Raw genomic sequence first — 21,423 nt, 5'->3', positions numbered from 1 at the left:
GCGTCGAGGACGCGCGAAAGACCCTGGAGGCCGCGGGCTGGTTCACTGGACGGCAGGTGCGGCTGTGACCGCCTCGAGCAGCCGGGCCACTGGCCGAGCGAGTCTGCTCGAACACCTGATGGCGGTGGTGCGACCGGAATTTCGTGCTGACGTGCTGGTTCCGGCGACCACCGACCCGGTCCTTGGGGTTGCGGACTGCGCGGTGCCCGGCTGCGACTACCCGGTCGCCGATCACGGGATTTGCAACGGGCATCGGCTGCGCTGGCGCGACCTCGGCCGGCCGCCGCTGACCGAGTTCCTGACCAATCCGGGACCCCCGCTGCGGGGCCGGTCGCGGTTGGGCCGCTGTGCCGTCACCGGCTGCCGCTACGGCACCGCCGGAAAAGGCTTGTGCAGCAAGCATCGCGGTCGATGGGAACGTGACGGACATCCGGATCCAGTCGCGTGGGCGAGCACCGCCGCACCAGTCGCCGATCCCGGCGAGCAGACTACGTGCCGCCTGTCGTACTGCGACCTGTGGGCCGAGTTCGGCAGCCCGTTTTGCAGGTCGCACCAAGCTCGGTGGCGCCACCGCGCCTTACCGTATCTTGATGAGTTCGTCGGCGATTGCGAGCGTCTCGGCAAAGCATTCATCGACTTTCGCGGCCTGAGCCCGCAGCTGAGGCTGGAACTGCAATACGCCGTACAGTCTCGCGTCGACGCTGCCACTACCCGTATCTCGACGACTGCGGTGACGATCGCCATCCGGTACCTGCTCGCCGCCGGGGTATCGTCGCTGCTGGATCGTAGTCGTGAGCATTGGCGCGGCGTCGCCGGCAAGCGGCGCGATGTCGGCAAGTACCGCCGGGCGGCCGCGTTCCTCGTCTTCGTCCGCGACACGCTCGACGCCCTGTGTGAGGAAACCGGCTGGGACGCCGAATAGCCTCGCGACATCTGGCGACTGTCCCGGCTGCCAGGGCTGGTGCTCACGGCAGGCGAGACACGTCGGCATGCCCAGCTCCGGTTCGACCGGATCACCCAACCGTGGCTACGGGAACTCGCCAAACGTTGGATCCGGTTGCGGCTATCGGGCGGACGCAACGTCGAAACCGTCGTCGGCAACCTGAACGCACTCACCCGATTCAGCGAGTTCCTCGCCACCACTACCGATATCACCAGCCTCGCCGATATCGATCGCGCCACGCTGGAACGGTTTCTCGCCTGGCTGGCCACCCAGCCGATCGCGGCGGTCACCAGATCCGCACAGATCGGCGGCCTGCAGCTGTTCTTCGAAGCCATCCGACGTCACCGATGGAACGACCAATTACCAACCACCGCAGTATTTTTCTCCGACAACCACCCGAAGCGGCCTCCCCACGAGACTCGCAGAGTCGCCGAACACGTCATGAACCAGATCGAGCAACCTGCCAACCTCGACCGCTGGCACGATCCGCAGGCACGGCTCATAACGATCATCATGATCGGCTGCGGGCTCCGCGTCACAGACACCTGCACGCTGCCGTTCGACTGCCTGATCCACGACGGGCGCGGTGCCCCATATCTGCGCTACCGCAACAACAAGATGAACCGCGAGGCCTCGGTCCCCATCGACGAGGACCTCGAACGCGAGATCCGCACCCAGCAAGATCGTGTCCGGCGGCGCTGGCCGAACGGCAGCCCGCACCTGTTCCCACGCACAACCTCCAACGCCAACGGTCAGCGCCCATGCGGCGCGAAAGCGTACCGCGCGAAGCTGCAACGCTGGCTCGACACCTGCGACATCCGCGACGAACACGGTCGACCGGTACGCCTCACACCGCATCAATGGCGGCATACCTTCGCCTGCCGACTGATCAACCGTGACGTCCCGCAAGAGGTGGTCCGAGTCCTGCTTGACCATTATGCGGGTGATCTTGTCAAGTGGGTGCGGTCAGGAGGCGGCATCGTCGAGGCGGGCGAGCAGTCCGTCGAACACTTTCTGGCGGCCCGAGTTGTCCTTTCTCGGCGGCGTCGTCGCGTTGTGCCTGCAGAGTCGGGCGGAATTCGATGGTGGTCTGGAAGAAAGTGCAGGATTCGCAGATGGATTCGAAGTGGCAGTCCAGGCCGACGGGTCGGGCGCAGTAGCCGTTGCCGAGCATGCGGCGGTGCATCTCGGCACGGAGCTTGCGCATTTCAGCGCCTTCGGCGTCGGCGGGAAGTGCGCGCGGCTGATCGTAGAGGGCTTCGACTTTTTCACTGACGGAGAAGTATTCGTCGGCGACAGTGCGATCGGCGATTCGGGCGTAAACGAGCGTCATACGCATAGATCGGTGACCCAACAGCGCGGCCAGCGCTTCCAGGGACATGCCGCGGTTGATCGCCTGGGTCGCCAAGGTATGCCTGAGACGATGCGGCGAAACACGGCCGATGCCAGCCGCTTTCGCGGCTTCAGCGACTGCCCGATCGACGCGGCCCTCGCCGATGCGTTGGCCGTATTCGATAAACAGGTAGGGGCTGCGCAAGCTGGTGGGTCGGTTGGCGATCCAGGCGTCGAGGAGGTCCTTGAGTTGGGGGTGCAAGGGGATGTAGCGGTCGGTGCGCAGTTTCCCCAGCGGCACGTGCAACCAGTATGCCGCCCCGATCTGCACCACGGAATCAACTGTGAGATCGAGGAATTCGCCCTTGCGCAGCCCGGTGCGGGCCAGAAACTCCACACACAGTCGAACGAACGGATCATCAGCGGTGCGCGTGGCCTGCAGCAGCTTGGTGAACGCGGCGTCGTCGAGGAAGCGGGGCAGCGGGTCGTCGCGCAGCGGCAGGTCGCCGGTGAACATGAGCACGCGGGCGGGAATGTCGTCGCCGCACCATTCGGTGAGCCGGTCGAAGCAGGTGCGCAGGGTACCGAGGTGTTCGGCGAGACTGATCTTGGACAACCGCCCACCGCGGGCCGAGGGCCGGGTGCTCAGGTGCAGCTTGTAGGCCTCGATGTGTGTCCGACGCAGGTCGGCGACGCAGACCACCTCGGGGGCGTTCGCGGCCAGCCAACCGGCGAACTCCCGCAGCACGCCTTCGACGCGCACCATCGTCGACGCCCGCAGCGACAGCCGTGTCTGGGCGATGTAACCGGTCAGGGTGGCCGCCAGCCGCGGCGGGACCGCCGCCCACTGGGCGGCCCGTTCAGCCGAGCGGTTTGGGCTGGTCTTGCGGGGCGCGGTGTCCAGGACGCCGAGGTGGAACAGGGTGGTCTGCGCACCGAACAGCGCCGCGCTCAGTGCCTTGGCGCCGTGGCTGCCGGGTCGGTGGCGAGTTATCGCGCTGATCAACGCTTTTCGCTGCGTATCGATCACCGGCTGGGTCAGCTTCTCTGGAGTCAGCCCGGCCAGCGCGGCCACCTTGGCCAGGGCGGACCACTGCAGGCGGGTCACGACGGGACCGAACCCGAGCTCAGTGGAGGTCGCCACGAACCGTTGGTGGAACCTGCGGTGATGGTGAGCGGCGACTTCGCCGAGGTAGGGCCGGCACGCCACGAGATAGTCCGGGCTGGGCCGCAGCCGTCCCGTCACGATCAGCCAACCGACCACCCGTCGATCCTTCAGCGGCAAAGCGCACTGGGTTGCCAGCGGCAACGCAGACCAGCCCGCCACACCCACGCGGGTGAAGAACGTGCGGGCCACCGAGGTCACCGGGTGTCCCGCGAACATCCTGGCCGCAACGAGGTCGGCCCTATACGCCTCGACGAGCTCCTCGATGTCGGGGCGAGGTGCCGGTGACCGGTTCATTTCTCGGCCGCCTCACCGGACGCGACGACCTGCGCCTCGATCGCCTCGGCGGCCCGCAGGTACTCCCGTTCCAGCCAGTCGTTGGCCAGATGCAGATAGATGCGGGTCGAGTCGATCGATGCGTGGCCGGCCTGAGCCTGGATCGCCTCCAGCGCCATCCCCGCCTCCCGCAGCCGGGTGAAACAGGTGTGCCGCAGCTGATGGCACGTCGCCTGGGTCAGCCCGGCGCGACCGCGCGCACCCTCGAGGATCTCGTCCAGACCGGCAGCCGACAACGGCTCGCCACGCCGGGATCCCTTCAACACCACGAACACTCGATCGGTCGACGTCTGCGGGCGCTCCTGATCCAGATAGTCCCCCAGCGATGCGAAGAACCGCGCCGATACCGGCACCATCCGCTGCCGACCGCCCTTGCCTTCGGCCACGAACACCCGCCGCTCGCCGGCGTTGACATCGTCGAGGCGCAGTCCCAGCACCTCACAGCGTCGCAGACCACCCAGCAGCATCGCCTCGACCATGGCCCGGTCGCGGTGGGTGCGCAGCGCCGCCCGCAACGCGTCGACCTCGCTTGGCACCAGCACCCGGGGCAGCGTGCGCGGGGTGCGGATCAACGGCACGCCGCCCTTGCCGCGCCGAGCACCGGGGCGACGCGCCGCCAGGCTTGTCGGGACGGGGTTGCAGGTGACGCCGGTATCACCGCGGGCCGCGAGGTAGGCATACAGGCCACGCACACTGGACAACCGGCGGGCGATCGTGCGCGACGCCAACCCTGGCTCGCCGTCCTCCAACCGCACCACCTGCTCGCCCAAGCGGGCAGTGCGTTGAGAAGCCAAGAACGCGAAGACATCTGCGGCGTTCACCTGAGCCGGTTGCTTGGCAACTACACCGAAGAAGATCTTCAAATCCGACGCCACCGCCAGCCATGTGTTGGTCCGGGCTCGCGCCGCAACGAAGGCCAGGTAGTCATCCAGCAGCGAATGCCCCAGGGTGATCGCGACCAGCTCCGCCCCACGATGGTGACGAACCAGGCACGGCATGAACACGACAACCTCCCGCCGCCAGCATCCGCGTCAGCCCCGCTGGATCACGGCAGACACGCCGAATATCACCCGCATAATGATCACGAATCACACCAAATGACAGCGCATTACGCTCGAATCACCGATCAAACCGCTCGGCGACAATGGGAACAAGCGACCAAGGTCAACATCAAGGGCGAGCGAGTCACGCTAGACCCGGAAGGCCCACTGGGCCAAGCGGAATGGGCCAAGACCCGCTACGGCATCGCCACCCAAACTCTGTCCAACGGCTACTGCGGGCTTCCGCTGCAACGGTCCTGCCCGCACGCCAACGCGTGTCTGACTTGCCCGGCCTTCCTGACCGGAACCGAGTTCCTACCGGAGCTGCGGGCCCAGCACCAGCGCACGCTCACCCTCATCGATGTCTCCACCCGCGACGGCAACACCAGGATGGTCGAAATGAACCAGCAGGTGCTCACCAACCTGGAACGCATGATCGGCGAAATCGAGAAAGATGACCACGAAGGTGCCGCCGATGCCACGAGCTGACAACTCCCGCTTCGTCATCGCCGCCGCCCACCGCAGGGCCAAAGCAACCCACAAACGCGCCGTGTCGACACTGCGGCGGATGGACAAGGCCGGCATCCCAATCACTTTCGACGCTGTAGCCCGCGAAGCCCGCGTCTCTCGCTCCTGGCTATACAACCAGCCGGAGCCACGCAGCGAGATCGAGCGCCTCCGCGCACGTCGGCACCTCCCGACACAGCACACGCCGGTGCCGGACCGGCAGCGCGCCTCCAACCCCTCGTTGCTCCAGCGTCTCGAGGCGGCGGCCAAGCGCATCAACCACCTGGAAGAAGAGAACACGCGACTCCGCCAGGCGTTGGCGCTCGCACTCGGCGAACAACGGGCCAAAGCCGTTCACGGCGAACACCGCGACACGCCGAGAAGAACACCCACCGCCATCATCGGCCCGTGTTGACCAATGCGTCGAACACACCGTCCTCAACGCAAAACCGCTGGTCAAAGTCATGATCAATTCGCCGGCTCAAGATAATCACCGTGGTCGGGCAATAGCCGTTGCGCATCCCGACGCGGGCGTCCTCATCAGCCGCAGCGGCCCGCTGGTAGCGATCCCGCCCCAAAAACGCGCTCACCTCGGCCTCCAACGCGCACTGCAGCAGCAACCGGGCGCCGAGCACCGCGACCTGCTCGATCGCGCCCGCCAGGTCCTCGCCGCCGGCGAACACCCCATCAATCTCTGCCTGCAACCGCTGCGCAGGCGATAACCTTGTCGACACGGACGTAGGCTCCTTTCCTCAGACTTCCCGTCTTGGAGGGAACCTACGTCCGAACCCTTTTACACCGCCGCAGGGAAACGACCGATGAAATCCAGCGACACGCCAAGATTCATGTGCCTACACCAACACGCTGTTTAGGTGACCCCGCAACGCTCCTACCAGCGCAATCGCTCCGCGCCACCCCGAAATGTGCCTACAAACTGCGAAAGTCGGGTCAGACGCAAACCATTATTCTTCACTCGTTTGTAAAGGGGCATGGGAAACTGCCCAGTGACGGGGTGGGCGAGGTTCGGCGACAACCCGGTGATCAGCGTGAAGGCCAAGACCACGAAGAAGAACTTGAGGGCGAATGCAAAACCGGGGGGTATCAGCTTACCGGCGAGCCGGAGCGCACCAAACGTGCATTACGGCCAAGGACCCGGGCAAAGTGATCCCCGGCGCCGTCGACTCTGGACGGGTCCTCGGCTGTGGGCTGTCATTGACCCGTAAGTAAATGAACGCATCGGTGCGACGCAATCGTTCCGTGTGTTCGATCTCGGCACTGGGCGCTGCGGCTAGCCCGGACCCGATGGGCAGGGGGGCAGGGCTCGATGAGATCAAAGTTTGATAACGATTGTCTTGGTTGCGGTGAAGGTGTCCAGCGCTTGGTAACCTTTCTCCCGCCCGTACCCTGATTTTTGAAAGCCCCCGAACGGCAGTTCCACGCCGCCGCCAGCGCCGTAGGTATTGACATACACTTGGCCGGCGCGGATCTGCGCGGCAAGTCGGTGCGCGCGTGACACATCGGCGGTCCAGACTGCGCCCAGTAGTGCGTATTGCGTGCCGTTAGCCAGGCTGATGGCCTCCTCTTCGCTAGTGAACGTGTTGGCCACCACGACTGGACCGAAAATCTCCTGTTGGGCGATCTCGGCCTCCGGGTCGACACCGTCGATTAACGTCGGCTCGAAATAGGCCCCGCCACTGAGCTCCGGTGCCTGCGGAATACCACCGCCAACCACAACTTCACCTTTGGTGAGATTGTCAAGAAACGCTTTGACGCGCGACTGCTGCTTGCGCGACACCAGCGGGCCGAGGTCGGGATCCGAACGACCTGGCCCAATACGTACCGCAGCAAACTTCTTGGCCACCCGCGACAGCAGTTGGTCGTGCACCGACTCGTGCACGAGCAGGCGCGATCCCGCTGAGCAGGTCTGCCCCGCGTTTTGCAGAATCGCCTTGACGACAAATGTCGCGGCGGTGTTCAGGTCAGCGTCGGGAAACACGATCTGCGCCGACTTGCCGCCCAACTCCAGCACCACTGGCACTACCCGCTCGGCGGCGGCGTGGGCGATTACCATGCCGATCTGGGTTGAGCCGACGAACCCGATGTGGTCGACGCCGGGATGGGTGCTAAGCGCCGCGCCGGCCTCGGGGCCGATTCCGGGCACCACGTTGAGCACGCCGGCGGGCAGACCTGCACCGGTGGCCAGCTCGGCGATGGCCACGGCGGTCCTCGGTGTTTCATCGGCGGGTTTGACCACGCTGCAGTTGCCGGTCGCGATCGCCGGCGCGACTGCACGTCCGAACAGCTGCATCGGATAATTCCAGGCCACGATGTGGCCCGTGACACCGAAGGGCTCGCGGCGGGTGTAGGCGTGCACGCCAGGTCCAAGCGGGATAGTCACGCCGTAATACGAGTCGATCGCATGGCCGTAAAACCGAAAGTAGCGGGCACAGACCAGGGCGTCGGCGCGGGCCTGGCTCAAGGGTTTGCCCGTGTCCTCGCATTCCAGCAGCGCCAGCGATTCGGCATCGCGTTCGATCAGGTCGGCCAACTTCGTGAGCAGCCGCGCGCGGTCCTCGGGGCTGGTGTGTTCCCACTGCGGCTGCACACGGCGGGCCGCGGCGACCGCCTCGTCCACCTCGGCGACACCGCACTGGCTTACCGGCCCTAGCGAGCTGCCCGAGGAGGGATCGATGTTGTCGTAGGTGTTTGCGCACACCAGCGGGCGTCCGTCAATGAATGCCGGCAGTACCATCGTCATCTGCCCGGTCCTTTCCCCTAAATGCACGCTAATGGCTGGATCGGCTTTGTCTCAACGGTTGGGGCGGCCTCAGCCCACAAGTTCGTCGCCGACGGTGTTGGCGAGGCTGGTCGCATCGAATGTCGTTCTCGGCGTGTGCGGTTCGTGGATTCAAGTCGACTCCGGCCGACCCCCGGCGCTGTGCGCCAACGGAGTCCGGGCGGGTTGTCAGGCGCTCGCGGGGCGAGTATGACAGCAAAGCGGACACTCGACCAAGCGCGATCAGCGAGATCGTATCCACCAGGAGTGGGATGCCGATGTTTCGAACGGCCCGGCCATGTTCCCGAGGCTTACCTGGCACGCGCGTGGATTTCTTCAGCCTGTTGCCACTTGGTTAGGGGCTGCAGGGAAGGAACGGTTGCCAGACCGGCCGCGGAATCGGGAGACTCGGCATCTTGGGTGACCAGCACATCGAGGACAGCAGGAGTGGTGCCTAGCGCCCAGGCAAGGGCTTCTTGCAGGTCAGTGGGATCGGTGATGCGGCGCCCCGCGGCGCCGAGCGAGCGGGCTAGCAGGTCGTATCGGCAGCCGGGCAGGTCGACACCTACGGCGTTTCCGGCGAAGCGTTTGAGCTGGTCGGTCTTCTCGATGTTCCACGCCTGATTGTTGGCAATAATGCAAACAATGCCGAGTTGGTGCCGGACCGCGGTGTCGATCTCCATAGCGGTAAACCCAAACGAACCGTCGCCGACAACCGCTAAGACCCGCCGTCCGGGGTGCGTGAGGGCTGCCGCGTTTGCGAATGGCACCCCCACTCCCAGGCAACCGAACGGGCCACAGTCCAGGTACGTCGAAGCCGCCGCCAACGCCACCCGTGCGAAGGACAGGATGTCTCCGCCATCCGCAACGACAACGGTGTCGTCCGTAATCAGATCGTTGACTGCAGCCAGCAGCCGGTAAGGGTGCATTAGGCCGTCGGCCCCTGCGGGCACTGTCCGCGCATGCTCGGCCAAGCGGTGGACGGCGGCGCGGTGCGAGGCGCGCAGCGAGTCAGCCCATCCGGTATCGAGGTCGGGTGCAAGGTCCGCACCGCTCAGCGCGGCGAGGAAGGCCGGCACCGAGCAGATCAGCTCCACATCCCCGCGGCGGTTGTCAGTGACCTGGGCGCTGTGGCGCCCAACTCGAAGAAAGCGGGCACCGGGATGAAATACGGCAGCCGATCCGTAGGCAAGCTGATAGTTCAGGCTCCGGTCAAGGGTGATGACCAGGTCGGCCTCCCGCATTGCGCGCCCGCGGGCGGCCGACACGGCGTTGGGATGGTCCATCGGCAGGGCACCCCGACTCTCGCCACTGTCGAGGTAAAGAATGCCCGAGTTCTCTACCAGCGTCGCAAGGTCGCGGCCGGCTGCGCGAGCGCCACGGCCCCCAATGATGATAGGCCGTCGCGCCTCGGCAATGAGTTTCCTGGCACGTGCCAGATCCTCAGCGGCTGGCAGAACTTCTGGCGGCGTGATGCTGGTGGGACGCCACATTGAGAGGTCACCAGGCGCCATCTGTTCGGTGAGCAGGTCGGTAGGGAAGTCCATGTATGCGGGACCCGGGGGTGCGTCCCATCCGTACGCGGCCATCATCGCCTCATCCAGCCGGGGCAGCACCTGCCGGGGCGCTTCGGCGGTAAGGGTCGCACGGCAGAGCGGGGTGAGGATCGCGGCCTGGTTGATCTCCTGCAGAGCGCCGCGGCCAGCCTGCGGGCGGGGTGGTCGTCCTGACAGCAGCAGCAGGGGCACCCGTGCTTGTGAGGCATTGGCGATTCCTGTCACTGTATTCGTCAGGCCGGGGCCTGCGGTGACGAGCGCCACAGCCAGATTCCCGGTCAGATCCGCCTCCGCGTGCGCCATGTAGACCGCGGCGCACTCGTGCCTTACATCCACGATCGACACCCCCAGCCTGGCGAGCGCGTCCCATATCGGCTGGATATGGCCACCGCACAGGCCGTACACCCGTCGAACTCCGCGCCAGGCGAGATAGCTCGCGACGAGTTCGCCACCAGTGCCTCCGCGCCACGTGAACGAACCCGCCCGTGGCCTGGATACGTCAGTGGGGACCGTGTCGGATGCCATCGGTGTTTCTCAGACAGGTAGCACCCTTACCCAGCGGGGACAACTGTGTCCACGCGATCTCCCAGAAGCCGACCACGACTGGGATGACACCGCCCAGGGCAGTGTGGGGAAACACTCTTCGGCGGCGGATGGCGGGTGTCAGCGATGGGAGGTTCAACGGAAGGCGTCCTTGAGCCGGGCTATGACAACGTTGGGTTTTTCGACCATCAAGAAGTGACCGCCATCCTCGATCAGCTCCATGGTGTAGTTGGAGTAGTACTTCGGGACCTGATCTACAAGCGTGGACGGCACCACCGGGTCGCCGACTCCCCATAGCATCGTCACTGGGAGGTCGCTGACCGTCTGGTCGAGAGCCGTCCATGGGTTGCTGTTGACGGAGAGGTTGGCTCGGTAATAGTTGAAACCGCCATGGACGTTGTCCGGCTTCATGCAGTTATCGACGTGGATCTCCATTTCCTCGTCGGTGAGCAGCGGCGCCTGGTAGGACCAATGATCAAAGAAGTGCTTGAAGTAAATCCTGCACGTGTCGCGATTTAAGGTCACCAATTTGACCGACATGTCGGTCTGGTGGAATTGTGAGTACCAGGATTCTGCGATATGCGGGAAGCCGAGATAAAATGGACCGAAATCCGGTGTGATTGGATCGAAAATTGCGGCTTTAATTACGCGGTCCCGGTATTTACGGATGAATTTGTGCACGACGATTCCCCCATAATCGTGGCCTACAATATAGGCTTTATCGATGCCGAGGGAATCGAGCAGGAATGCCTGGTCGTCAGTGGTGCGTTCGAGCGCGTATTTCGCCAGATCGGCTAGGTCTGGTTTCTCGGAGTCACCAAACCCGCGCAGGTCAGGGACGATGACATCATAATTTTCCGCCAGCGGGCCGATGACCTTGCTCCACTCCCACCAGAACCCTGGCCAGCCGTGCAGCAGCACCAGTGGTGGACCCGAACCCTCGCGCACGTAGTGGACTCTCACTTCAGGTAGCTTAGCTTCGTAGTGTTTGAAATCCTCTGGGCGCCTGATCGTCATGGCATGTCCTTTCTCGCGTTGTAGCAATATTTTGTATTAGCCGCTGTGACCTGAAGTGGGTTGCTGGCGCAACCCCATTCCTGACATGTATCGGTGTTTACAGTTCGGGCGCATTGGCATTAGATGGCGTCTTGCGCTGCGATACGATATCACCGAAATGGGTCTTGATGTATTCGCCTGCGCGTGTTGCGACAGCACCGATTGTGCTCGCGGGGTTGACGGCGGCACCTGTCGTAAGCGAGCTTGCGTCTGCGATAAAGAGGTTTGGCACTTCCCACGTCTGGTTGTACTTATTGGTTACGGAGTCACCGGGGGAATTGCCCATCCGGGCGGTACCCATCAGATGCCATCCGGGTGGTGGTGACAACACTCCGGTGTGGCGCGTGGTCTTGGCGCCCAGGGCGTTTGCGACATCGGTGATTCTTGCGATCCCGAAATCACCGAGCCGCCGATCATTCTCGGTGACGTTGAACTCAATATGGGCAGCGGGTAAGCCGCTTGAGTCGGTTACGGAGGGGTCCAACGTCACCCGGTTTTCCCGGACCGGCAGATCCTCACCAAGCATGAACACGAGGAGGTGGTGGCCAAACCGTTCATCGAAGAACTGGCGGTGGTCTTCCCCCCACGGTGCGATGGCAGCGGTATGCGTACCCATCGCCGTGTATGCAGCGCCAAAACTGCGGCCCACCTGCATCATGAGTCCGTTAACGAAACCCCGGCGTGTGTCGGTGTTGTAGAATTCCTGGCAGGCGAGCGGAGCTCCGAACGCGCCTTTGAAACCTTCGATCGGGTCGTCGAACCAGCAGTCTACGAACGCAAAACTGTGGTGCATAAGGTGCGTGCCGATGAGCCCATTGCCGTTAGCGAGCCCATCGGGATGTCCTTTCTGCGCCGATATGAGTAGCAGGCGGGGTGTGCCTATGCCGCCAGCCGCGACAACGATGATTTTCGCCTTGACGAAGTGCATCGAACCGTTGAGCCTGTCGATGTATTCGGCGCCGGTGGCGCGCCCGTTTTTGACCTCGATCCTGCTTACTCGTGCGTAGGTACGCAGATCCAGGCCCTTCCGGATGGCTTTGGGCAACAGTGTGTTGTCCATGCTCCCGAGCGAGCCGCGTGGACAGCCGCTCAGGCAGTTGCCGCAGGCGTTGCATGGCAGCCTACCGTCTCGTGTCTCGGTGATGATCGCATTGTCCGACGGCCACCAGTGCCAGCCAAGGCTGTCCAGGCCGCTGGCGAATTTCTTGCCCAGCTTTCCCGGGCGGACTGGTGGCTGTCGTAGGGCGTTGGGGCGCGGCGGGTTAGCGCTATCGCCGAGGTATCCGGATATTCCCACCTCGGCATCGTTGATGTCGTAATACGGCGCGAGTTCCTCGTAACTGATCGGCCAGTCTATGCTCCCGGCTATGCCGTGTTCTGTGCCCTTCCGAAAGTCGACCGGCTTGAAACGTGGCCAGTGACCAGCGTAGTGGATTGTGCTGCCGCCGACTGCGTTGATCAAGTACGGCGTGGTCACTCCCGTGATGGGGTAATCCTCCGCGCCTTGTCGTACATTCGGGTTGTAAGACCAGCCGCGCTGCCTTTCGATGTCGAACTCCGCATGGAAGTGGGGGTATTCCACCGGGTGTATCCACGTGCCTTGTTCCAGGCACGTCACCGCGAATCCGGCGTCGACGAGCCGCTTGGACACCGCAGCCCCGCCCATACCTGATCCGATGACCAAGACGTCGGTCTCCACGGCGCGCACCGTGCTCACCGGCGGTACCCGCCATCGGTTGATGTGTACAGCACGCGCAGACTCTCCGGGATTGCCACCGCGCGCACTTGATCGGTGGGCACGTACGAACCCCGGCCATGCGGGAATGCGGTATCTCCCCACTCTTCGGTGACATCCAGGTAGCCGTACGGCTGTGGTGGGCCGTGGTAGTCCCGCCCGGCTGAGAGATTTTCCCTGATTGCCTTGACGACTTCAGCCTGTGCGTAATAGCCGTAGTAGGTTAGAGCTTTTATCTGGCCGAAGAACTCGGAGCCGTTTGCCTCTAGTTCCCTTAGCCTGGCCACTTTCTCGTTTCGCGACGCGACGACGAACGCCTGCCCAAGTTCGTCGAGGTCGCGTTTGAACTGATCCTCGCCAGCAAATGGATAGTACCTGGCCGGTTCACCCGCGGGAGTCACGTAGCGGGCGACGAAGTCCACGATCCGCACCTGACTCGGCGCGGGCCAGCCGGGCGCGGGCGGGATAATCTCGTCGGCGATGGCGTTGATGACGTTTTTCTGTAGCTCGTCGAACTCGACGGGGATAGCGTTGCCGCCAAGCCGTGCCTTGGTCTTGGCCCATCCGCGCCGTGGGTCCGTGACGACAATCGGCACCTCGCTTTGCGACGATCGTGGAGCGTCTGTCATGTCAGTTTCCCGGTTCAGCTCTGCCTCGGTCCCAATATTCAAGTGGAGGATGACGGTCCGGTGGCACGGTGGGGGCATATCCCGGCGCCGGTCAGATAGGACCCTTTGACAGGCGCGCCGCACCCCACTCCGAGGGTGCGGTTAGGGATTCGTTGAAGAAACTCAACATTGCTCCAGTCGATGACCGAAAGCACCGGGCCGAGGTTAAGGGCCCGCCGGCGTCGCCCAGAAGTCTGTATCTTTCGCATGTCACCTCGCTACTGATATCCGTGGTCGCTGCTCGGCGCGCTGGGGCGACGCCCTATCGAAACGCTCCGACAAGACCTGCCCCAACCCCCTTTTCCCGGAAGAACTTTGAGCAGCACGCTGATCTCCGTCAAGCTGATCTGAGGGCCGGTATGCTATATGGTCGAACCATAGCTGGATACATCCGTCGTAACAAGGCGTTGACATTAAAACTCCGCGCAGCGGCTACGTGGCACGACGGTGCGCTACCGCACTACCTGTCCAGGATCTGCGGTCGGGCATGAGAGCCCACCGATAATGGGCCTGACGCTGTAGCCGGCCCCTCGGCGCCGGAAATCAGGCAGGGTGGGATTGGCCAACCCAGTCGCCGCCCGCGATATCCCCGTAGAAGCGATCAATGTGGTCTCGAACCAGTCTGGCCGCACCTTCGCCATCGCGATGTTCAAGCGCGGCCAGGATGGCCGCGTGCTGGCTGCACAAGCCCTCGACCACAGCGGTCGGATCGGGTATCGTCTCAAAGACAGCGACTATCTCCCGGTGAATGGCATCGCGCAGGGCGCGCATCAGCAGAGCAAGCAAGCTATTGCTTGACATGGTGGCGACGGTGACATGAAACTCGGTGTCGAGTTCGTTGAACTTGGCATGTGCCAGTCCGGGCTCGCGCATCCGGTTTACGATGCCGCGCAGAGCGCGGAAGTCCATATCGGTCGCATGCTGGGCGGCCTCGTGTGCGGCCCACACCTCAAGTTGAGTGCGCACCTCGATAAGCTCCCTACGGCTGAATGTGGCCAGCGCGAGGTGCAGTCGGAGAATGTTAGCAAGCGCCGTCGTTCCTTGTCCGACGATGATTGATCCAGCGGTCTGCCCCGATCCCGGCCCAGCCATGACCACGCCCATCGACTTCAGGACCCGCAACGCCTCGCGGACCGCGCCTCTGCTGACCCCCAGGGCCTCGGCAAGCTGGCGCTCGCCGGGTAGATGATCACCGGGCCGCAGCCGGCCCTGCACGATCTGCTCCTCTATGTGGGCTAGTACGCGCTCATGGGCACGAAGCCTAGTCACGTGCTTTCAAGACCCGGCACCGCTGCCAGATGCCGGCGCCTCCCTCGGGCCAGGGTTCGCCCCACGTGCGCATGCCCTGCGACCATAGGCCCCATGGTCTGCGGATAATTCATCACAACACCCACACGATACCCAAGCGAGCCTAGCTCGCGTCGTGCTTCTGCCAGGAGCGGTCTCAGAAGACCGGCACCTCGGTGTAGGTGCCGAAGACCTCCTTTAGCGCGCCAGTGATCTCGCCAACTGACAGGTGGGCGCGGACGGCTTCAATCGTCGCCGGCATTAGATTCGCGTGCGGGTCACGAGCGGTGCGCTGCAACTGGGCAAGGGCGGCGTGTGCCCTGACGGGGTCTCGCGCCTCGCGGACCGCCTTGACTCGCCGGATTTGCCGACCTTCGGACTCCGGATCGAGCTTATGAGTTTCGATTTTCTCCTGCTCGCCGTCATCGACGTATTTGTTGACGCCTATCACGGTTCGCTCGCCACTTGCCTTGCGCAACGCGAAATCATAGGCTGAATTCGCGATCTCCCGCTGCAGGAAGCCCTGTTCGATAGCTGCCACCACGCCGCCCATGTCGTCGATCCGCCGCAGATAGTCACGGATTCCCTGTTCGATCTGGGTGGTCAGCGACTCCACGTAGTAGGATCCGCCGAGCGGGTCGATCACGCTGGTCACGTTGGTCTCATCGGCGATCACCTGCTGGGTGCGCAGTGCGATTCGGGCCGCAGCTTCGCTGGGGATGGTGTAGGCCTCATCCAACCCGTTGGTGTGCAATGATTGGGCACCGCCGAGCACGGCCGAGAGGGCCTGCAGTGTAGTGCGGATGATGTTGTTCATGGGTTGCGGTTTGGTCAGTGTCGCCGCCGCCGTCTGCGCATGGAATCGCAACCGCATCGAGTTGGGCTCTTTGGCGCCGAACTCGTCGCGCATCATCTTCGCGTAGAACCTGCGGACCGCGCGGAATTTGGCGATCTCCTCGAAGAAGTCGGCTTGGCTGACGAAGAAGAACGACAGCCGAGGCGCGAAGGAGTCGACGTCCAGGCCGGCCGCAATAGCATCCTGCACGTAGGCACGGGTGATCGCCATTGTGAAAGCCACTTCCTGCACGGCGTTCGCACCTGCTTCGCTGATGTGATAACCGCTGATGTTGACCGGGTTATACCGCGGCATGTGGCTGGCGCAGTATGCGATGCAATCGCGAACGATCCGCATGCTCGGGCGGATTGGGAACACCCATTCCTTTTGCGCAACGAACTCTTTGAGGATGTCGTTTTGGATGGTCCCCGACAATTTTCCGAGATCGAAGCCACGGTCCTGCGCAACGGCGATGTACATCGCGAGAAGGATCCAGGCCGACGGATTTATGGTCATGGACACGCTGATCTTTTCCAAGTCGATGCCCTCGAAGAGCGCGGCCATGTCCGGCAGAACGTCAATGGCCACCCCCTCCCGACCGACCTCGCCTCGGCACATCGGGTGGTCGCTGTCCAGCCCCATCAACGTGGGCATGTCAAAGTCCACGGACAGCCCGGTCTGCCCCTGGGCTATCAGGTATTTGAACCGCTTGTTGGTTTCTTCAGCCTGCCCAAAACCCGCGATCTGGCGCATAGTCCAGACCCGGCCGCGATACATTGTCGGATATGGGCCGCGGGTGAAGGGAAACCTCCCCGGCAGGCCGATCTCGTCCCAGCTCTCCGGCAGGTCGGCGGGAGTGTAGACGCGCTTGAGTGGCAATCCGCTGCCGCTGTAGTACTCACTTTTCGCCTCCGGCTGCCTGGCGGTGAACTCAGCGAGTTCGGCGGACTCCCAGTCGGCGATGTCGGCGAGAACCTTCCGGACCAGCTCATCGCCGGCCAGGATGCCGGTCTTGTCATCGGATTGTGTGTTAGTCGATCTAGTCATCCCGGGTCCTTTGCTCGGTGAACAGGCCTAACCACCCTTGAGGAGACGGCGGGCCGCGGTGGCGGGGTCTGTGTCGTGGCTGGCCACTTGTCCGACGGCGTGCTCGAACTCCGGGACACCTGGCCGCAGCCTGGCCATCATCAGCTCCTCGGCGGCCCACCGGATCCGGGTCGCCGCGTTACGCCTAACACGCGCGTCGCTGTCGCCGTATTCGGCCAGCCAGGCTTGGTGAGCTGCGAGCAGGTCCGCAAGTTCTTCGATCCCGGCTCCCGTTGTCGCGACCGTTGGCTGGATTGGCACGTTCCACTGGCGTGGCTTGCGCTTAGCCAGCCGGAGCACCTCGCGGATCTGCGCTATAGCGACGTCGGCTCCCGGCCGATCGGCTTTGTTCACCACGTGAATGTCGGCGATTTCGAGCATCCCAGCCTTCATGGCCTGGAGAGCATCGCCCATCCCAGGCACGCTGAGCACCGCGACACTCTGCGCGAGGGCGGCAACGTCCACATCGGCTTGGCCGCCGCCAACCGTCTCGATGATGATGACATCCAGCCCGGCCGCGTCGAGAATTGCGATCCCGCCGAACACCGCGCGGGAGAGCCCGCCCTGCGCACCACGCGTAGCAAAGGATCTGATAAACACACCGCTGTCTCCCGCAAGCGATGACATCCTGATCCGGTCGCCCAGTATGGCGCCCCCCGACGAGGAACTTGATGGGTCAACGGCCAGAATGCCGACGCTGGCGCCACGCCTTCGGTATACCGCAGTCAGCGCCGCTACCAGCGTGCTCTTGCCGCTTCCTGCCGCACCAGTGATGCCGATAACCCGAGCCTGTCCAGGGTCAGCAAGGAAGCGGGCGATTAGCCCTTCGGCGCTGTTGCCAGAGCGCTCGATCCGGGTGAGGGCCCGCGCGACCGCCACGTGGTCGCCTGCCCGCACCCGCCGGTGCAGTTCGTCATCGGCATCGGTCACGTGAATGCGGCTCTCCTTTGCACCGGTCATGTCCGGCCTGCCCTGTTCGCCAGATGGTGCAGTAGCTGACGGTCATCGATCACCCGGCGGCTTTTGAAGTCGGTCCGGTCGAAGGTGTTACGCGGGACAGGCACCACCACCGCGCCGACGCCGAGCACCGTGCGCAGCCGCTCAGCAAGCTGCTCGGACCAGTCCTCAAGCCCATGCCCGGACGGGGACGCGCCTTCGTGTTCGACCTGCACGACCAGCATGTCCATAGCGGTTTCCCGGGTGATGATGGTGCGGTGTTCGCCGGCGTATCCCGGTGCCTGCATCACCACGTCATCGATCGCGCTCGGATAGATGTTCTCGCCGCGGACTATAAACATGTCGTCGATCCGGCTGTAAACTCCTCGGGGCAGGAACGGATAGGTTCTGCCGCGATCCGCCGACGGCGCCTCCCACGTGGTCAAATCGCCCGACAGCAGCCTGACCATCGGCTGGCTGAGCCGCTCGAGTGTTGTGTAAACCGGGGTGCCTTCCGAGCCGTAGGGCAGCCGCCGCAGCGTCACCGGATCACACACCTGTGTGTAGACCAGGTCCTGCCAGCACAGCATGCCTGGCTGGTTAGCATCTGAGCTCACTGCCATCCAGGGGGTAACCTCGGCCATACTGCCCGAGTCATACACCTTGGCGCCGAACGCATCCGTGATCCGTTCTCTGATGGCGGGAATGCTGGCGCCGGGCTCACCGGAGAAGAACATTATGCGCAGGCCCAGGGTGCGAGTGTCGATGCCATTTTCCGCAGCCACTTCCGCCAGCCGCAGCGCATATGACGGCGTACCGTAGAAGACGGTGGCGTGAACCTGCCGCATCCAGTGCAGGGTGCGCAGGGCCTGGCCACTGATGCCGGCACCGAATGGGAAGACGGTGGCACCCAGTCGCTGCGCACCGATGTAAGCCCCCCATGAGCCCAAGTACAGGCTGAGCGGTGAGCCGATGAGGACCATGTCCGAGGGCCGGATGCCCATCGCCCACATCACCCTGGCATGGGCATTTGCCACTGCCTCCCAGTCAGCGGCGCTGATGCCGAACACGGTCGGCCGTCCGGTTGTGCCCGACGTGCCGTGGATGTGCGCAACCTGCTCCTGGCCAACACAAAGATAGCTGCCGAACGGCGCGTTCTCTTCCTGATCACGCCGGAGTTCCTCCTTCACCACCACGGGGACGCGATCAAAATCCTCCAGCGTCCGGATGTCGCCGGGTTCCAATCCGGCTGCCTTCCACTTCCGCCGGTAAAACGGGGAGCGCTGCCAGGCGTAGGCCATCACTTGCTGAATGCGCTCAAGGATCCGCTGTTCCCGGTCGTCTGGATCCATCGTCTCCCGTACCGGGAACCAATGAGTCTGCCCGTTCGCCGGCCGGTAAGAACGCGGGTATCTCGGGGGCCAGTTCCAGCACTCCATGCTGTCCGCCCTGTCGACCCGGCTCATCGTCTAGGTTCCGCCGTGCGCGCAACCGCGCGAATGGTCTCGATGATGAGCTCGGGTGAGCTATCCTGCCCCAGGACCGCCGCCACCCCCCGGCGCAGCAGTTCCTCCTCATCCTCTTCGGGCATCACTCCGCCAGCCACCAGCGCGAATCCTGGTGGTTCGGGCAGCTCATCGATCAGTTCGAAAATCCGTTCGAAAATGGGCATGTGCGCCCCGGAGAGCAAGCTCACGCCGAGGACGTCGACATCTTCCTGCAATGCCGCCTCGATGACTTCTTCCGGCGTCTTGTGCAGGCCGGTGTAGATCACTTCCATCCCCGCATCGCGCAGTACACGGGCCACGATTTTGACGCCCCGGTCATGGCCATCCAAGCCGACCTTGGCAAGCAACACCCGGATCGGGGATATGGGCGCCCCAGATCCTCCAAATTCTGTCATGAGTAAGCCCTCGCCACTCCCTCAGCTCCTGTGGTCCTACCATACATGCGGTAGACTACTTGCCAATATCGACCCCAGGATCTGGGGTAATGCCCTTAGGTACTTAGGTACAACCAGCGATGACACACCAAGAGGTACACGTATCACAGTGCGGTGTATAGCAGTGCGGTGTATAGCGGCGTGTAGCGGCAGGCGTGCCGGTGTGATGAAGACCCCCTTGTTTGCAGACGCCCGATGATAGGCGCAGCGACGCCATATCTGTTTTAGGAGCCTGAGATCCCGGTACCACCCACCTCGGCGATCCGAGCCCAGCCGCATTAGAACGCCGGCCAGGGGATGGGCCGATGCCGATTCGGGCACGGCATCACCGGGTGGTCCAGCAGCGCCTGCACACGCCGGCGTAACGCCGCGATCTCGCGGCGGCTGATCTGGCCGGCCAGCGCGTCGGTGAGCGGGCCGCCGAGCGCGTCGGCAAGCCCGGCGACCGCCGCTAGCGTCTCGGCGTCGATGGGTTTGCCGGCCCAGCCCCATAGCACCGTGCGCAACTTGTCCTCGACATGCAGACACACCCCATGGTCGATGCCGTACACGTGCCCGTCGGCACCGAGCAGGATGTGGCCGCCCTTACGGTCCGCGTTGTTGACCAGCACGTCGAACACCGCCATCCGCCGCAGCCGGACGTCGTCGGCGTGGCTCAACGTGACCTCGTCGCCGGCGTAGTCATAGGCCCGCAGAACCGGTAGATAGCCTGCGGGCACCTTGCCGGCGGGAAACACATCGACGAGGTCGGGCCCCGGCTTGCGCTGCGAGTCCGCGGCATCGCCGGGCTGGTCCACCCACAGCTGCAGCATGCCGGCGCCGGCCGGGCCGTCACGGATTATGGTATAGGGCACAATATCCCAGCCCAGCTGCGTCGACACCAGGTAGGCGCCCAGTTCCCTGCCGGCTAGGGTCCCACCGGGAAAATCCCACAGCGGCTGCTCCCCCGCGATCGGTTTGTACACGCAGTGCACCCGGCGCCCACCCAGCGTCGACTCGCACAAAAATGTGGCGTTACTCGCCGAGCGAATGCGTCCGAGCACCGTCAGCTCGCCGCGCCGCAACACCTCGCGATCGTCAGGCCCCGATATCATCGTCGGACCCGAGCAACGCCCTGCGCCGATAGCCGTTGGTGCGTGCGCAGATGTGTCCCTCGGGGTCCAGCGGCTCGTCGCACAGCGGACACGGCGGGCGGCCCGCGGCGATGACCCGGTAGGAGCGACTCGCGAACTGGCGCGCCGACTCCGGCGTTAAAAACACCCGCACCGCGTCGGGCCCCTCCTCGGTGTCGTCGAGCACCACCGACGCGTCGAACTCGTGGTCGGTGGCGGCCAGCAGCTCGACCACGACGGTCTGGGCCTCCGAATCCCAGCCGAGCCCCATGGTGCCCACGCGAAACTCGGCGTCGAGCGGGGTGATCAGCGGGCTGAGATCCTCGACTTCGGCCGTCTCCGGCGGCAGCGGGGTGCCGAACCTGCGGTGCACCTCGTACAATAGCGCGCCGATACGCTCGGCAAGCACCGCGACCTGCTGCTTTTCCAGCACCACCGAGACCACGCGAGACTCGTGCACGGCCTGCAGGTAAAACGTGCGATTTCCGGGTTCGCCCACCGTCCCGGCCACGAACCGGTCGGGTGAGCGGAAAACATGGATGGCGCGAGGCATGGCATCTCCAAAATA

At 64.0% G+C, this 21,423-nt stretch carries 19 protein-coding genes and 1 pseudogene; 4 read left to right on the top strand and 16 right to left on the bottom strand.

The window, feature by feature from the left end; genetic code table 11:
• Positions 1-64: 64 nt before the first annotated feature.
• Entirely contained in the window at positions 65-922 is an 858-nt protein-coding gene (locus tag MSM1_RS19510; RefSeq protein WP_213445475.1) for a hypothetical protein, read from the top strand.
• Positions 923-1,063: 141 nt separating this feature from the next.
• On the opposite strand, the gene MSM1_RS19505 is transcribed toward MSM1_RS19510, so the two are convergent.
• Positions 1,064-1,288: a hypothetical protein gene (locus tag MSM1_RS19505; RefSeq protein WP_213445473.1), complete on the bottom strand. Its 225-nt coding sequence runs from the start codon at positions 1,286-1,288 to the stop codon at positions 1,064-1,066.
• Between the two features lie 96 nt (positions 1,289-1,384).
• Here MSM1_RS19505 and MSM1_RS23095 point away from each other — a divergent pair.
• Positions 1,385-1,822, top strand: a pseudogene (locus MSM1_RS23095) (tyrosine-type recombinase/integrase); the annotation flags it as partial.
• A 73-nt stretch (positions 1,823-1,895) separates the two neighbouring features.
• On the opposite strand, the gene MSM1_RS19495 reads toward MSM1_RS23095, so the two are convergent.
• Positions 1,896-3,737 carry a tyrosine-type recombinase/integrase gene (locus MSM1_RS19495; RefSeq protein WP_236056920.1) on the bottom strand — a complete coding sequence of 614 codons (1,842 nt, stop codon included), beginning with the start codon at positions 3,735-3,737 and terminating at the stop codon, positions 1,896-1,898.
• Positions 3,734-4,774, bottom strand: coding sequence for a tyrosine-type recombinase/integrase (locus MSM1_RS19490; RefSeq protein ID WP_213441018.1), 1,041 nt, complete (start codon positions 4,772-4,774; stop codon positions 3,734-3,736). The genes MSM1_RS19495 and MSM1_RS19490 overlap by 4 nt, the downstream gene beginning before the upstream one ends.
• Positions 4,775-4,873: 99 nt before the next feature.
• Between MSM1_RS19490 and MSM1_RS19485 the strand changes: the two genes are divergently transcribed.
• Both MSM1_RS19485 and MSM1_RS19480 read left to right on the top strand, forming a co-directional pair.
• Positions 4,874-5,305, top strand: a complete 432-nt coding sequence (locus MSM1_RS19485; RefSeq protein ID WP_213445470.1) for a hypothetical protein — start codon at positions 4,874-4,876, stop codon at positions 5,303-5,305.
• Complete coding sequence (locus MSM1_RS19480) at positions 5,292-5,738, top strand: DUF6262 family protein (protein ID WP_213445467.1); 447 nt, start codon at positions 5,292-5,294, stop codon at positions 5,736-5,738. The genes MSM1_RS19485 and MSM1_RS19480 overlap by 14 nt, the downstream gene beginning before the upstream one ends.
• Here the strand turns inward: MSM1_RS19480 and MSM1_RS19475 are convergent.
• From MSM1_RS19475 to MSM1_RS19415, 13 genes are all read right to left on the bottom strand, one after another.
• A complete protein-coding gene (locus MSM1_RS19475; protein ID WP_213445465.1) occupies positions 5,722-6,057 on the bottom strand; it encodes a hypothetical protein in 336 nt (111 codons plus the stop codon). The genes MSM1_RS19480 and MSM1_RS19475 overlap by 17 nt on opposite strands.
• Positions 6,058-6,653: 596 nt before the next feature.
• Positions 6,654-8,081 (bottom strand): aldehyde dehydrogenase family protein, encoded by a 1,428-nt coding sequence (locus tag MSM1_RS19470; protein ID WP_213445463.1) that lies wholly within the window; start codon positions 8,079-8,081, stop codon positions 6,654-6,656.
• A gap of 329 nt (positions 8,082-8,410) precedes the next feature.
• Positions 8,411-10,180, bottom strand: a complete 1,770-nt coding sequence (locus tag MSM1_RS19465; protein WP_213445461.1) for a thiamine pyrophosphate-binding protein — start codon at positions 10,178-10,180, stop codon at positions 8,411-8,413.
• Positions 10,181-10,333: 153 nt separating this feature from the next.
• The gene (locus MSM1_RS19460) at positions 10,334-11,215 is read right to left on the bottom strand and encodes an alpha/beta fold hydrolase (RefSeq protein ID WP_213445459.1); all 882 of its coding nucleotides are present in this window, start codon (positions 11,213-11,215) and stop codon (positions 10,334-10,336) included.
• A 97-nt stretch (positions 11,216-11,312) separates the two neighbouring features.
• Positions 11,313-12,953 carry a GMC family oxidoreductase gene (locus tag MSM1_RS19455; protein WP_307857444.1) on the bottom strand — a complete coding sequence of 547 codons (1,641 nt, stop codon included), beginning with the start codon at positions 12,951-12,953 and terminating at the stop codon, positions 11,313-11,315.
• Between the two features lie 14 nt (positions 12,954-12,967).
• Complete coding sequence (locus tag MSM1_RS19450) at positions 12,968-13,618, bottom strand: gluconate 2-dehydrogenase subunit 3 family protein (protein ID WP_213445455.1); 651 nt, start codon at positions 13,616-13,618, stop codon at positions 12,968-12,970.
• A 582-nt stretch (positions 13,619-14,200) separates the two neighbouring features.
• On the bottom strand, positions 14,201-14,926 hold the full coding sequence (locus MSM1_RS19445; RefSeq protein ID WP_307857443.1) for an FCD domain-containing protein: 726 nt from the start codon (positions 14,924-14,926) through the stop codon (positions 14,201-14,203).
• Between the two features lie 175 nt (positions 14,927-15,101).
• Entirely contained in the window at positions 15,102-16,826 is a 1,725-nt protein-coding gene (locus tag MSM1_RS19440; RefSeq protein WP_213445451.1) for a methylmalonyl-CoA mutase family protein, read from the bottom strand.
• A 27-nt stretch (positions 16,827-16,853) separates the two neighbouring features.
• On the bottom strand, positions 16,854-17,795 hold the full coding sequence (gene meaB / locus MSM1_RS19435) for a methylmalonyl Co-A mutase-associated GTPase MeaB (RefSeq protein ID WP_213445448.1): 942 nt from the start codon (positions 17,793-17,795) through the stop codon (positions 16,854-16,856).
• Between the two features lie 26 nt (positions 17,796-17,821).
• Complete coding sequence (locus MSM1_RS19430; protein WP_213445446.1) at positions 17,822-19,153, bottom strand: phenylacetate--CoA ligase family protein; 1,332 nt, start codon at positions 19,151-19,153, stop codon at positions 17,822-17,824.
• A 110-nt stretch (positions 19,154-19,263) separates the two neighbouring features.
• Entirely contained in the window at positions 19,264-19,659 is a 396-nt protein-coding gene (locus MSM1_RS19425; protein WP_213445443.1) for a cobalamin-dependent protein, read from the bottom strand.
• 362 nt (positions 19,660-20,021) lie between these two features.
• The gene (locus MSM1_RS19420) at positions 20,022-20,837 is read right to left on the bottom strand and encodes an SCO1664 family protein (protein WP_236056914.1); all 816 of its coding nucleotides are present in this window, start codon (positions 20,835-20,837) and stop codon (positions 20,022-20,024) included.
• Positions 20,821-21,408 (bottom strand): DUF3090 domain-containing protein, encoded by a 588-nt coding sequence (locus MSM1_RS19415; RefSeq protein ID WP_213445441.1) that lies wholly within the window; start codon positions 21,406-21,408, stop codon positions 20,821-20,823. Before MSM1_RS19415 ends, MSM1_RS19420 begins: the two co-directional genes overlap by 17 nt.
• Positions 21,409-21,423 lie beyond the last annotated feature (15 nt).

Source organism: Mycobacterium sp. SM1 (genome assembly GCF_018361265.1).
GTDB lineage: Bacteria > Actinomycetota > Actinomycetes > Mycobacteriales > Mycobacteriaceae > Mycobacterium.
Note: the sequence above shows the minus strand (reverse complement) of the source record. Positions and strands in the feature narration are given on the sequence as shown.